Here is a 12,193-nt window from a genome sequence, read left to right on the forward strand (position 1 = left end):
GAGGCGAATCTTACAGCATCCTAAGACCCTGTCAACCTCCCCGAAGCACCTTTCCAACGCCACCTGATTATTCATCAGGCCGCCTCGCAAATCTCGCTAACCTATTGATTATCAAGACCTTTTTAAGCGCTTCCGCGCTGGAAGTGGTGCGCATTATAGGGACGCCAGATTCCCCGTCAAGGGTTTTCTGCAGGAATCATCCAAGACCGGCGACGAGCGTGCTTTATAGGTACGAGCGTGCATTGGATCCCCCTCTGCAACTATCGGCAGTGATAAAGAAGGGCAGCCTTGGCTGCCCTTCTTTATTAACAAGTGCCAGTCAGTTGCTTGCCGGCGGCGGTGTCATCTTCTGCAGCTTCATCAGGGCCTGCTTCATCGCCAGACTCTGGTAGCTGATGTTCGCAGGATTCAGGTTGATGCCTTCCTGGAACGGATACCTTGGGATGGTCGCCATGAACTTCTGGATTTCCGCCTGGATCGGTACGAACAGCCACAGCTGGTCCGAACTCCAGCGACGTCCCATCTGTGAGTCTTTCATGGCAGTTTCGAACGGATCGGCCTTGAGGTTGGTCAGACGCGGGAAGTTGGTGACCTTGCGGCTGCCCGAACCGATGTCGCCGTCGATGGTGGCGAAGCTGACCTTCCAGTCCTTCCAGCGTACGGCGTTGAGTTCACCGCCCATACCGAAATAGAAGTACTGCTCACGCGGACTGTCCTTGGCATCACCTTTGAAGAACGGCAGGAAGTTGTAGCCGTCCAGATGCACCTTGAACTGCTTGCCATTCAGCTCGCTGCCCTTGGCCATCTCGCTGACCAAGTCAGAGTCACCCGCGGCGGCGGCCAGGGTTGGCATCCAGTCGTTGTGGGCGATCATGTTGTTGAACTGGCTGCCCGGCTTGAGCACCCCCGGCCATTTGACCAGCAACGGCACACGGTGGCCGCCCTCGTTGGAGGTGCCTTTCTCCCCATAGAACGGCGAGGTGCCGCCGTCTGGCCAGCTGACCTTCTGCGCACCATTGTCGGTGGTATAGATGATGATGGTGTTGTCAGCGACGCCGAGGTCATCGAGTTTCTTCAGCAGCTGGCCGACCTGACCGTCGTGCTCGACCATGCCATCCGGGTATAGGCCGATGCCCGTCTTGCCTTCGGCCTCCTTCGTCAGGTGGGTCCAGACGTGCATGCGCGTGCTGTTGTACCAGACGAAGAATGGCTTATCGGCCTTGTGCGCCTTCTCGATGAAGTTCTTGGTCGCCGAGAGGAATTCCTGGTCGATGGTTTCCATGCGCTTGCGGGTCAGCGGACCGGTGTCTTCGATCTTGCCGTCGGCATAGGAATGCACCACTCCACGTGGGCCGTACTTCTTCCGGAACTCTGGATCTTTCGGGTAGTAGTAGGTCTCCGGCTCTTCCTCGGCGTTCATGTGATAGAGGTTGCCGAAGAACTCGTCGAAGCCGTGCTTGGTCGGCAAATGCTGATCACGGTCGCCGAGGTGGTTCTTGCCGAACTGTCCGGTGGCGTAACCCTGCTGCTTCATTACGTCGCCGATGGTCGGCGCCCACTCTGGAATGCCGTGCTCAGAGCCGGGCATGCCGACAGTCAGCAGACCGGTGCGGAACGGGTGTTCGCCGAGGATGAAGGCCGAGCGGCCTGCTGTGCAGGACTGCTCACCGTAAGCGTGGGTGAACAGCGCACCCTCTTTGGCGATGCGATCGATGTTCGGCGTCTGATAACCCATCATGCCCTGGTTGTAGGCGCTGATATTGAAGTAGCCGATGTCGTCACCAAAGATGACCAGGATGTTGGGCTTGTCAGCGGCGGTGGCGCTGAAGGCAGCGCCGAACAGTGTGGTGGCGAGGGCCAGCCTCGGTAGCCATTTTCCTACACGCGTCATGTGTGACGGTCTCCATTCTTGTCGTGTGGTGGTGCTGGAGACGGCGGCGATGCGTAACGCTGCCTGCCGAACCTGGTCTGCAGAGTATCGGCAAGCCTTCCTACGCCATACCCATCCAAGTCGGGTGGTGCGGCCATCCACCAGTGGCGACGAACCCCACGAAATGACCCGAGGCGCGCACGGCGAGGCCTTGCGGGGCGCGCCGCACGCGCACATTCACCGGGGTAATGATCGGGGTTAGAGGTCGAGCAGACGCCGATAGAGCAGCAGGTCCGCTTCGGAGAAGCAGCAGAACAGCACCTGCTCGATCGCCGTATCGCGCACCGCACCGCGCACGCTGGCAACCGCGATGTCCGCCGCCGCATCCGTCGGGAAGCCATAGATACCGGTGCTGATGCAGGGGAACGCCAGCGAATGCAGGCCGTGCTGAACGGCCAGAGCGAGGCTGTTGCAGTAACAGGCGGCCAGCAGCTCTTCCTCGCGGTGCGCCCCGCCCCGCCATACCGGACCCACCGTGTGAATCACGTGACGCGCCGGCAAGCGATACCCGGCCGTGAGGCGCGCCTCGCCCGTCGGACAACCGCCAACCCGGCGACACTCATCCAAAAGCTCGGGCCCGGCGGCGCGGTGGATGGCGCCGTCGACGCCCCCACCGCCGAGCAATGAGCTATTGGCGGCATTGACGATGGCATCCACCTCGAGGCGGGTGATGTCGCCTCGCACGGCAAGCAATTGGGCCGTCATGGCAGGCTCCTGAACAAATTCGCAGGCGCCCTTAGTCTATGCCGGAAGCGCGCAACGCAGACGACAGGTCATCCGCTGCGGCGAATCAGGACCGACTTCGCTGCTCATACAGCTGCAGGTAGCGGTGCGCGCCACAGCGACTACAGCGCTGGCAAACCAGCTCCTCGCCACCTATTTCGGTCGGCGTTCCTTCGCCCCACTCGCATCCCAGAAAAAAGCATCGCAGGTACATAGAACCTCCCGTCAGGGGTATCCCTTACAGCCGTGAAGGCAGTCATTACGGAAGTCGCTGTGCTTGTAGTTGTCTGAGAACGACCGGGGCGAAGGGTGCTGCGGCCGCTCTAGAATGCACAACCTAACCCGATGAGAGGGTCGACCGTTGATCGTGAAGCAGACACCCTCCCCCTGCCCGCCGCCAGTCTCAACGGCGACTTTGCTGCCAGGCGGCGGCCAGACCACTGAGGCAGACGATGGCGATGCCGACCACCGCCGACGGCTCCGGGGTGTGGCCAAAAATCACGAAGCCGAGCACGCCGGCAAACACCAGCTGGCAGTAGCCAAATGGCGCCAGCAACGCCGGTGCGGCGACGCGGAAGGCCTGGGTGAGGAACAGGTGGGCGGACATGCCGCAGGTACCCAGCGCGAGCATCGCCAGCGCGTGGCCGAGGGTGGTCGGCATCTGCCAGAAGAACGGCACCAGCGCACTCATGATCAAGGTGTTGCACAGCCCAGCGAAGAAATTGCTGGTAGTCGGGCTATCGTGCTCGCTGAGCAGGCGGGTGAGGATCTGGTAGAAGCAGAAACACAGCGCCGAGCCGAGCGGCAGCAGGATCGCAGGGGTGAACAGCGCGCCGCCGGGGTGGATGATGATCAGCACCCCGACAAAGCCCACCGATACCGCGGCCCATTGCCCCAGACTGACCCGTTCGCCGAGCAGCGGCACCGACAGCGCCAGCAGTAGCAAGGGCGCGAGGAAGTTGACCGCCGTGGCTTCCGCCAGCGGGATGAAGTGCAAGCCGGTGGTGAACAGCAGACTGGTGCCGATCAGGCACAGCGCACGCAGCACCTGCAGACCCGGCCGCTTGCTGCGCAGCACGCGTAGCCCGGACTGGGGCAGGAATATCCCGGCCATCAGCACCGTGTGCACCAGGTAGCGCACCCAGACCACCATGATGATCGGGTAGAACTCGGCCAGGTACTTGGACAGCGCGTCATGACTGGAAAACAGGAAGGTGGCCAGCACGACGAGCAGAATGCCCTTGAGCGGCTGGTTCGCGCCGGACAACGCGCGGGAGGTACTCATCAACGATCCTTCGTCGGCACGCGGACCCTGCCAGCGGTGGCTCGACAGCCCTGCAGCAACGCCCAACACAGCGTCCGAACGCGTGGTGAAAGGAAGCGAGAGCATATAGGCAATTCGCCGCGCTGGGCAGGCCGCAAGCCGTATCGGCAGCGTCTGGGGCGCGGCCAGGCAGCGCACGCCCCAGACGGACTCACTTGCTGAGGAACTCCAGCACGCGCTGGGTGAAGGCATCGCCGGCCTGCACGTTGGACAGGTGCGCGGCCTCGAACTCGACCAGCTCGGCGCCGCGGATGTGCTGCTGCAGGAAGCGGCCATGTTCGGTGGTGGTCACCGGATCGCCGCTGCCGCAGACGATCAGGGTCGGCGCCTCGATCAGCCCGAGCTGCTCGCGGAAATCCGCGTCGCGCACTGCCGCGCAGTTGGCCGCGTAACCCTCGGGCGCGGTCTGCGCCAGCATGCCGACGATCGGCTCGACCTTGGCCGGCTCGGCCGCGGCGAACTCTGCGGTGAACCAGCGCGAGATCGAGGCATCGCGCAGGTCGCGCATGGCCTGGGCGCCGCCCGCCAACACGGTATCGATGCGCGGGTTCCACACCTCCGGGCCGCCGATCTTCGCCGCGGTGTTGCACAGCACCAGCTTGTCCAGACGCGCTCCGGCGTGAATGCCGAACCACTGGCCGATCAACCCACCCATGGACAGGCCGCAGAAGTGCGCGCGCTCGATGTCCAAGGCATCGAGCAGCGCCAGCACGTCGCGGCCCAACTGGTCGATGCTGTACGGGCCGGGGCTGACCAGCGACTGGCCATGGCCACGGGTGTCGTAGCGCAGCACGCAGAATCGCTCAGTGAAGCCCGCAATCTGCGCGTCCCACATATGCAGATCGGTGCCCAGAGAGTTGGACAGCACCAGCACCGGCGCATCCTCGGGGCCTTCGAGCAGGTAGTTCAGTTCGCCGTCGGCGAGTTTTACGGCAGGCATTTCAATCTCCTAACGCATGAATTTCGGGCTGATTGCGCAGCTGATCAAGAACGGCAGGCGCCTGTTGGAACAGTATGGCGCCTCACCGCGAGGGCATGGCGGCCCGCTATCTGGATTCCCGCCTGCGCGGGAATGACGATCGCGGAGGAACAGTGCCACCCGCCGTCGTCCCCGCGCCGGCGGGACCCAGTCGGCGTGGCCTCAGACCCGTTCGATCGCCAGCGCCAGCCCCTGGCCGACACCCACGCACATGGTCGCCAGGCCGTAACGGCCGCCGCTCTTCTCCAGCTGATGCACGGCGGTCAGCACAAGGCGGTTGCCGCTCATGCCCAGCGGGTGGCCGAGGGCGATGGCGCCGCCGTTCGGGTTGACCTTGCTGCTGTCGTCCGGCAAGCCGAGCTCGCGGGTCACCGCCAGGCCCTGGGCGGCGAAGGCTTCGTTCAGTTCGATGACGTCGAAGGCATCGATGGCCAGATCCAGACGAGCGAGCAACTTGCGCACCGCCGGCACCGGACCGATGCCCATCACCCGCGGCAGCACCCCGCCGCTGGCCATGCCGAGCACCTTGGCGCGTGGTTTGAGGCCGTATTTACGCACCGCTTCGGCGGAGGCCAGGATCATCGCCGAGGCTCCGTCGTTGAGGCCCGAGGCGTTGCCGGCCGTGACGGTCTTGTCCGCCCCGTTGACCGGCTTGAGCTTGGCCAGGCCCTCAGCCGAGGTGTCGGCGCGCGGGTGCTCGTCGGTGTCGATCCGCGTGTCGCCCTTCTTGCCCTTGATCACTACCGGGACGATTTCCTCGGCGAAGTAGCCGCCTTCCTGGGCCGCCGCCGCACGCTGCTGGCTGCGCAGGGCAAAGGCGTCCTGGTCGGCGCGGCTGATGCCGTAGTCCTCGGCGACGTTATCGCCGGTCACCGGCATGCTGTCGACGCCGTACTGCTCCTTCATCGCCGGGTTGATGAAGCGCCAGCCGAGCGTGGTGTCTTCGAGCTTCTGCGCGCGGCCGAAAGCGCTGTCGGCCTTGCCCATCACGTAGGGCGCGCGGGTCATCGACTCGACGCCGGCGGCGATGGCCAATTCCATCTCGCCGCTGGTGATGGCGCGGAACGCCGCCCCGACCGCTTCCATGCCGGAAGCGCAGAGGCGGTTCAGCGTCACGCCCGGCACGCTGGCCGGCAGACCGGCGAGCAGCAGCGCCATGCGCGCAACGTTGCGGTTGTCCTCGCCGGACTGGTTGGCGCAGCCCATGAACACTTCGTCGACCGCATTCCAGTCGACCTGCGGGTTGCGCTCGAGCAGCGCACGCAGCGGGATCGCCGCCAGGTCGTCGGCGCGCACCGGGGCCAGGCCACCATTAAGGCGGCCGATCGGCGTGCGCACGGCGTCGCAGATGAACACCTCGCGGCTCATTCCTCGCCCCCTTGCTGGCCATGGGCGGCCGCGGTGCGGGCTTCCAAGGCGCGCAGCGCGGTCAGTTCGACTTCGTTAGGCGCTTCGGTGGTGATCACCTGCTCGGCGAAACGAATCGCCCAGCCGGTGTTCTCGATCACCTGCTCGCGGGTCACGCCCGGATGCAGCGCGGTGACGATGAATTCGTTGGTGCCGGCTTCCGGCTCCATGATGCACAGGTCGGTGATGATGCCGACCGGACCGGCGCCCGGCAGGCCGAGTTGCTTGCGATGCTCGCCGCCCTCGCCATGGCCGACCGAGGTGATGAACGCCAGCTTGTCGACGAAGGTGCGGTGCGACTGCTTGAGGATGATCAGCACCTGCTTGGCGCTGCCGGCGATCTCCGGCGCGCCACCGGCGCCGGGCAGGCGCACTTTCGGCTTGTTGTAGTCGCCGATCACCGTGGTGTTGATGTTGCCGTACTTGTCGACCTGCGCCGCGCCGAGGAAACCGACGTCGATGCGCCCGCCCTGCAGCCAGTAGCGGAAGATTTCCCCGGTCGGTACCACGGTGTCGGCGGTCTCGGCCAGCTCGCCGTCGCCGATGGACAGCGGCAGCACGCTCGGCTTGGCACCGATCGGGCCCGATTCGTAGATCAGTACCACGTCCGGCGAGGACGTCAGGCGCGCCAGGTTGGCGGCCTTGGACGGCAGGCCGATGCCGACGAAGCACACTGCGCCATTCTTCAGGCGGCGCGCGGCGGCCACGGTCATCATTTCATTGGTGCTATAGGCGCTCATTATTTGCCCTCCGCGATCTTGGCTTGGAACTCGCTGAAATCCTTGGTGCCGCGGATGTATTCGTCGATCCAGGCGGTGAAGGTCTCGCGGTCGCGGGCGATCGGGTCCCAGGCCTGGTAGAAGCGGTTGTCGCGCTCGTAGTAGCCGTGCGCGTAGGACGGATGCGCGCCACCGGGTACATGGCAGACCGCGGTCAGTGCCCAGCTCGGCAGCACGCAGGCGTTCATCGGCGCGTTGAGGTCGTCGACGATCTCTTCCACGGTGACGATGCAACGCTTGGCGGCCAGAGCAGCCTCCTTCTGTACGCCAAGAATGCCCCACAGCAGCACGTTGCCCTTGCGGTCGGCCTTCTGCGCGTGGATCACTGTGACGTCCGGGCGCACTGACGGCACGGCGGCCAGTTGCTCGCCGGTGAACGGGCACTGGATGAACTTGATGTTCGGGTTGACCTTCGGCAGGTCGGAACCGAGGTAAGCACGCAATACGGCGAACGGCAGGCCGGAGGCGCCGGCGACGTAGGAGTTGGCCAGGTCGGCGTGGCTGTGCTCGTCGATTTCCAGGGCGTTCGGCCAGTCCTTCTCCACCGCATCACGCAGGCGGTGCAGCGAGCCGACGCCCGGGTTGCCGCCCCAGGAGAAGGTCAGCTTGCGCGCGCAGCCGGCGCCGATCAGCAGGTCGTAGACCAGGTCGGGGGTCATGCGCACCAGGTGCAGGTCTTTCTTGCCCTGGCGGATCAATTCGTGAGACGCGGCAGTGGGAATCAGGTGGGTGAAGCCTTCGAGGGCGACGGTGTCGCCGTCATTCACGAAGCGCTCGACGGCTTCGCGCAGGGTCAGGAGTTCAGCCATGGTGGTTCTCGTCTTGTTGTCCGAGGCGCAATGGGCGCGCCGTTGAACAAACCTTAATCAGCGAGACCCGGACAAACAATCCGATAATCGACTATCCGTTCGATTATCGAACGTGATTGCCACCCTACTGCGCCCAGTGCCGCGGGTCCGCCAGCACCTGCTCATGCTCGGCGAACAGCGCCGGCAGCTCATCCCGGAGGAAGTCGATCCAGGTGCGCACCTTGGCGTCCAGGTAGTGCCGCGACGGGTAGATCGCGTGGATCGCCCGCTCGCGCAGCCGGTAGTCGGGCAGCACGCGTTGCAGGCTGCCGGCGGCGAGCGGACCGCTGGCGGTATAGAACGGCAGCAGGCACACGCCCATGCCCGCCTCCGCCGCCTTGACCATCGACTCCGCGACGTTGGTCAGGAAGGTCTGCCCTGGCTGCACGCAATGCTCGCCATGGGCGTCGTGAAATAGCCACGCCTCCTCGTAGAGCGGCTCGACCATGCGCAGGCAGCGGTGCTGATCCAGCTCCGCCGGGTGCTGCGGCACGCCGCGCTCAGCCAGATAGCCAGGTGCGGCGCAGAGCACGCTGTACAGCCGACCGATCGGCTGCGCAACCAGCTGCGAGTCCGGCAGGGTCTCGCCGACGGCGATGACCACATCATGGCCCTCCTCGAGCGGATCGGGATTGCGCTGCGACAGGCTCAACTCGAACACCACATCAGGGAAACGCTGGTTGTAGCTGGCGATCAGCGGGGTCAGCAGCACGCCGAGGGCATGCATGCTGTGCACGCGCAGCCGGCCGCTGGGGGTGAGGTGCGCACCGCGCGCCTCGGCGATGGCTTCGTCGGTCTGCTCGAGGATCTGCCGGCAGCGCAGCAGGAAGCGCTCACCGGCTTCGGTCAGGCGCAGGCGCCGGGTGGTGCGATGCAGCAGGCGCGCCTGCAGCTGGGTTTCCAGGTCGCTGATCAGCCGTGAGACCTGGGCGGCAGACAGGTCCAGGGTCTGCGCCGCGGCGGTGAAGCCGTCGCAATCCACCACCCGCGCGAACACGCGCATCCCCTGCAACAGATCCATACTGAAGTGACTCCTGGCTGCGACGGCTACCGTTGCATCTAACGTAACAGTGATTCAAGCAAAGACCCATTTATTACCCCAACCCAAGGAATAAACTGAGCCCAAGACAGACACACGAGGAACCGAAGATGAACAAGCTGATTTCCTTCATCGTGCTCGCCCTGGCCGCGACCTCCTCGCTGGCCGCCAACGACAGCACCGCCACCGGCCAAGCGGTGCAGTACCACTACGGCATGCAACTGGATATCGCCGAAGTGGTGTCGATCACCCCGCTGCCGACCGGCTGCCAAGTCGGCCCGGCCACCATGGTCTACATCGACCATCAGGGCCAGACCCACACCGTCAACTACAGCGTGATGGGCGAATGCTGGGGTAGCACCAACGATTGAACCGGCCGTGGCCAGGCCGACGACGGGCCTGGCCGGAGCAGCAGCTGCGGTCAGAACAGCTTCCAGGTGTAACTGAAGATCAGGCGGTTCTCGTCGATGTCGCTGCGGTAGTTGGAGCGTGCCATGACGTTGCGCACGCGCACGCCGAGCCCCTGCAGCGCGCCGCTCTGCACCACGTAGCCGATGTCCAGATCGCGCTCGCGATCCTTGCCCTCGAAGCCCTGGCCGGTGTCGACGTTGTTGCCGGTGATGTAGCGCAACGTGGTGGTCAGGCCGGGAATGCCCATGGCGGTGAAGTCGTAGTCGTACCGCGCCTGCCACGAACGCTCGTCGGCGAAGGCGAACTCGTAGGTCGGCACCTCGTTGCCCAACGGGGTGATGTTGGCGAACACGCGCGGGAACGAGCTGTCGCCGTACATCGCCTGGTAGCCGACATAGAAAGTATGGCCGCCGCGCTTGGCCGACAGCAGCGAGAAGAACGCCTGGTTGTCGATCTTGCCCAGCAGCTGATCGCCGTCCTCTTTCGCATTGAAATAGCCAAGGTTGGCGCCGAGCACCCAGTTGCCGACCGGCTGGCTGTGTTTCAGGCCGAGGAAGCCCTGCTGGTAGATGTCCTCGAGCTGGCCGTACCAGGCGCTGGCGGTGGTGCGGTTGGCGTTGAACGCGTAGTCGCCGCCGGCGTAGTTGAAGGCGTCGCTGTCGGCGCCGCGCTGCGGCAGGTGGCCGAGCATGGCAATCATCTTCTCGTCGCCCGCCTCGTTGCGCAGGCTGGTGGAGGTCAGGTGGCCGCCCTGCACGGTCAGCCCGGCGATCTCCGCCGAAGTGACGCTGACGCCCTGGTAGCTCGGCGGCAGCAGGCGGATGTCGCTGAAGGTGAGCACCGTCAGGTTTGGCTGCAGCTCGCCGACCTTCAGCTCGGTGTTCGACAGCTTGGCCTTGAAGGTCGCGCCCAAGCGGCTGTACTCGTCGGCGGCACGGCCATCGTCCTTGACCGGCAGCAGGCCGGTGTTGACCCGGTCCGGGCTGCTGTCGAGCTTGAGGCCGAGCAGGCCGATCGCATCCACGCCAAAGCCGACCACGCCCGGGGTGTAACCGGACTTGAAGTTGAGGATGAAGCCCTGGGCCCACTCCTCCGCCTTGGACTGCTGGTTGGCGCCGACGATGTCGGAGTAATCACGGCTGAAGTAGTAGTTGCGCGCCTGTAGGGTCGCGCTGGAGCCTTCGATGAAGCCGTCTGCGGCGGAGACCGCCAACGGAGTGAAACCGGCCGCCAGACCGCCGGAAACCATGACACAGGTGATGCACGCATTGTTTTTCATGTCGTCGCTCTTGTTTTTATAAGGACAAAACGTCCCCGACGGCGAAATCTGGCGTCGCCGCTGTGCACGCGTCAGGGTGTGTAGCTCCCCTCATCCATCAACGGGCGAGGGGGTAGTGCCTATTTGCCGGCTGCCTCCTTCGCTGCTTGCCACTTCGGCGCCGAACGCGGCAGCCGCGCCCGCAACACGCCATGCGCGAGCAAGCCGAACACCAGCCCCCAGAAGGCGGCGGTCAGGCCGAGAAAGGACACGCCCGAGGCGGTGACCAGGAAGGTGAACAGCCCGGCATCGCGCTCGGCCGGTTGCGCCGCACTGCGGGCCAGCGCCTCACTGATCGCGCCGAACAGTGCCAGGCCAGCTAGCGCGGCGATCAGCTCGCCCGGAAAGGCCGCGAACAGCGAGACCAGGGTCGCGCCGAACAACCCGAACGCCAGGTACAGCACGCTGCCGGACAGCGCGGCGACGTAGCGTTTGCTCGGTTCTTCATGGGCCTCGCGGCCGGTGCACAGACTGGCGGTGACTGCCGCGAGGTTCAGGCCATGGCAGCCGAACGGCGCGAGCAGCGCGCTACCCAGTGCACTGGCGCTGACCAGCGGGCTGGCCGGGGTCGAGTAGTTGGCGTTGCGCAGCACCGCCATGCCCGGCATGAACTGCCCGGTGAGCGCCACCAGCACCAGCGGCAGAGCCAGGTTGAGGGTCGCGTGCAGGCTGAATTCAGGCATCACCCACTGCGGCGTAGCCAGGCCGAACACCAGCGCCTCGCCACGGAACTCGCCGCCCAGCACGGTGATCAGCAGGCCGACCAGCAGCACCGCCAGCACCGCATAGCGCGGGTTGAATCGGCGCATGGCGACGTAGGCGACGAACATCGCCAGCACCAGCAGCGGCTTGGCCGGCAGCGCGCGGAACAACGAGGCACCGAAGCTGAACAGGATGCCGGCCTGCATGCCGGCGGCAATCGAGCCTGGCAGGTGGGCGATGATCCTGTCGAAGGCGCCGCTGAGGCCGATCACCAGGAGGATCAGGCTGGCCACCAGGTAGGCGCCAATCGCCTGGTTCAGGCCAAGCTCGGGCAACAGCGAGACCAGCAGCGCCGAGCCGGGAATCGACCAGGCGATCACCACCGGCACCTTGAAACGCAGGCTGAGCGCGATGCCCAGCACGCCGCTGCCGATGGAAATCGCCCAGATCCACGACGACAGCATGGCGTGGGGCAACTGGGCGCTGTCCGCCGCCTGGAAGATGATCACCAGCGGTCCCGCATAGGAGATCAACGTGGCGATCAGCCCGGCGACCACGGCGGACAGGGAGCAATCTTTCAACAAGGTTTTCAATGTCACCTCGCGCAAGACGTGGCAGGCCAAAGCTGGGGGCGGGCCTGCGCTGGTTATGAGCGGGAGAAGGTCCGCCCCTCACCCCCGCCCTCTCCCGGAGGGAGAGGGGGCGTTGGCGCCGTGCGCCGAACCACTTCCCG

The 12,193-nt window shown here is 65.1% G+C and carries 12 protein-coding genes; 1 reads left to right on the forward strand and 11 read right to left on the reverse strand.

Annotation, left to right across the window (positions count from 1 at the left end; genetic code table 11):
* Nucleotides 1-319: 319 nt before the first annotated feature.
* The 9 genes from JQX08_RS00005 to JQX08_RS00040 form a co-directional block, all read right to left on the reverse strand.
* Nucleotides 320-1,891, reverse strand: coding sequence for an arylsulfatase (locus JQX08_RS00005; protein WP_204913787.1), 1,572 nt, complete (start codon nucleotides 1,889-1,891; stop codon nucleotides 320-322).
* Between the two features lie 237 nt (nucleotides 1,892-2,128).
* Entirely contained in the window at nucleotides 2,129-2,635 is a 507-nt protein-coding gene (locus JQX08_RS00010; RefSeq protein WP_204913789.1) for an O-acetyl-ADP-ribose deacetylase, read from the reverse strand.
* 85 nt (nucleotides 2,636-2,720) lie between these two features.
* Complete coding sequence (locus JQX08_RS22315) at nucleotides 2,721-2,867, reverse strand: PSPA7_2676 family Cys-rich small protein (RefSeq protein ID WP_283246491.1); 147 nt, start codon at nucleotides 2,865-2,867, stop codon at nucleotides 2,721-2,723.
* 189 nt (nucleotides 2,868-3,056) lie between these two features.
* The gene (locus tag JQX08_RS00015; RefSeq protein WP_204913791.1) at nucleotides 3,057-3,938 is read right to left on the reverse strand and encodes a DMT family transporter; all 882 of its coding nucleotides are present in this window, start codon (nucleotides 3,936-3,938) and stop codon (nucleotides 3,057-3,059) included.
* A gap of 190 nt (nucleotides 3,939-4,128) precedes the next feature.
* Nucleotides 4,129-4,917: a 3-oxoadipate enol-lactonase gene (gene pcaD, locus JQX08_RS00020; protein ID WP_204913792.1), complete on the reverse strand. Its 789-nt coding sequence runs from the start codon at nucleotides 4,915-4,917 to the stop codon at nucleotides 4,129-4,131.
* Nucleotides 4,918-5,118: 201 nt separating this feature from the next.
* Entirely contained in the window at nucleotides 5,119-6,324 is a 1,206-nt protein-coding gene (gene pcaF, locus JQX08_RS00025) for a 3-oxoadipyl-CoA thiolase (RefSeq protein ID WP_204913794.1), read from the reverse strand.
* On the reverse strand, nucleotides 6,321-7,103 hold the full coding sequence (locus JQX08_RS00030) for a CoA-transferase subunit beta (RefSeq protein ID WP_204913796.1): 783 nt from the start codon (nucleotides 7,101-7,103) through the stop codon (nucleotides 6,321-6,323). Before JQX08_RS00030 ends, pcaF begins: the two co-directional genes overlap by 4 nt.
* Nucleotides 7,103-7,951: a CoA transferase subunit A gene (locus tag JQX08_RS00035; protein ID WP_204913798.1), complete on the reverse strand. Its 849-nt coding sequence runs from the start codon at nucleotides 7,949-7,951 to the stop codon at nucleotides 7,103-7,105. The genes JQX08_RS00030 and JQX08_RS00035 overlap by 1 nt, the downstream gene beginning before the upstream one ends.
* A 124-nt stretch (nucleotides 7,952-8,075) precedes the next feature.
* Nucleotides 8,076-9,011, reverse strand: coding sequence for a LysR family transcriptional regulator (locus tag JQX08_RS00040; protein ID WP_204913800.1), 936 nt, complete (start codon nucleotides 9,009-9,011; stop codon nucleotides 8,076-8,078).
* A gap of 128 nt (nucleotides 9,012-9,139) precedes the next feature.
* On the opposite strand from JQX08_RS00040, the gene JQX08_RS00045 reads away from it, so the two are divergent.
* A complete protein-coding gene (locus tag JQX08_RS00045) occupies nucleotides 9,140-9,400 on the forward strand; it encodes a DUF2790 domain-containing protein (RefSeq protein WP_204913801.1) in 261 nt (86 codons plus the stop codon).
* Between the two features lie 50 nt (nucleotides 9,401-9,450).
* Here JQX08_RS00045 and JQX08_RS00050 read toward each other — a convergent pair whose 3' ends face one another.
* Both JQX08_RS00050 and JQX08_RS00055 read right to left on the reverse strand, forming a co-directional pair.
* Nucleotides 9,451-10,689 carry an OprD family porin gene (locus JQX08_RS00050; protein ID WP_239481968.1) on the reverse strand — a complete coding sequence of 413 codons (1,239 nt, stop codon included), beginning with the start codon at nucleotides 10,687-10,689 and terminating at the stop codon, nucleotides 9,451-9,453.
* A 149-nt stretch (nucleotides 10,690-10,838) separates the two neighbouring features.
* Nucleotides 10,839-12,053 (reverse strand): benzoate/H(+) symporter BenE family transporter, encoded by a 1,215-nt coding sequence (locus JQX08_RS00055; RefSeq protein ID WP_204913805.1) that lies wholly within the window; start codon nucleotides 12,051-12,053, stop codon nucleotides 10,839-10,841.
* Nucleotides 12,054-12,193: the final 140 nt, after the last annotated feature.

The sequence above is a fragment of the Zestomonas insulae genome (assembly GCF_016901015.1).
GTDB lineage: Bacteria > Pseudomonadota > Gammaproteobacteria > Pseudomonadales > Pseudomonadaceae > Aquipseudomonas > Aquipseudomonas insulae.

Bases quoted from the DNA above. Each gene is read 5' to 3' on its own strand.
- JQX08_RS00005 (WP_204913787.1), bottom strand. From the start codon at position 1,891: ATGACGCGTGTAGGAAAATGGCTACCGAGGCTGGCCCTCGCCACCACA.
- JQX08_RS00010 (WP_204913789.1), bottom strand. From the start codon at position 2,635: ATGACGGCCCAATTGCTTGCCGTGCGAGGCGACATCACCCGCCTCGAG.
- JQX08_RS22315 (WP_283246491.1), bottom strand. From the start codon at position 2,867: ATGTACCTGCGATGCTTTTTTCTGGGATGCGAGTGGGGCGAAGGAACG.
- JQX08_RS00015 (WP_204913791.1), bottom strand. From the start codon at position 3,938: ATGAGTACCTCCCGCGCGTTGTCCGGCGCGAACCAGCCGCTCAAGGGC.
- pcaD (WP_204913792.1), bottom strand. From the start codon at position 4,917: ATGCCTGCCGTAAAACTCGCCGACGGCGAACTGAACTACCTGCTCGAA.
- pcaF (WP_204913794.1), bottom strand. From the start codon at position 6,324: ATGAGCCGCGAGGTGTTCATCTGCGACGCCGTGCGCACGCCGATCGGC.
- JQX08_RS00030 (WP_204913796.1), bottom strand. From the start codon at position 7,103: ATGAGCGCCTATAGCACCAATGAAATGATGACCGTGGCCGCCGCGCGC.
- JQX08_RS00035 (WP_204913798.1), bottom strand. From the start codon at position 7,951: ATGGCTGAACTCCTGACCCTGCGCGAAGCCGTCGAGCGCTTCGTGAAT.
- JQX08_RS00040 (WP_204913800.1), bottom strand. From the start codon at position 9,011: ATGGATCTGTTGCAGGGGATGCGCGTGTTCGCGCGGGTGGTGGATTGC.
- JQX08_RS00045 (WP_204913801.1), top strand. From the start codon at position 9,140: ATGAACAAGCTGATTTCCTTCATCGTGCTCGCCCTGGCCGCGACCTCC.
- JQX08_RS00050 (WP_239481968.1), bottom strand. From the start codon at position 10,689: ATGGTTTCCGGCGGTCTGGCGGCCGGTTTCACTCCGTTGGCGGTCTCC.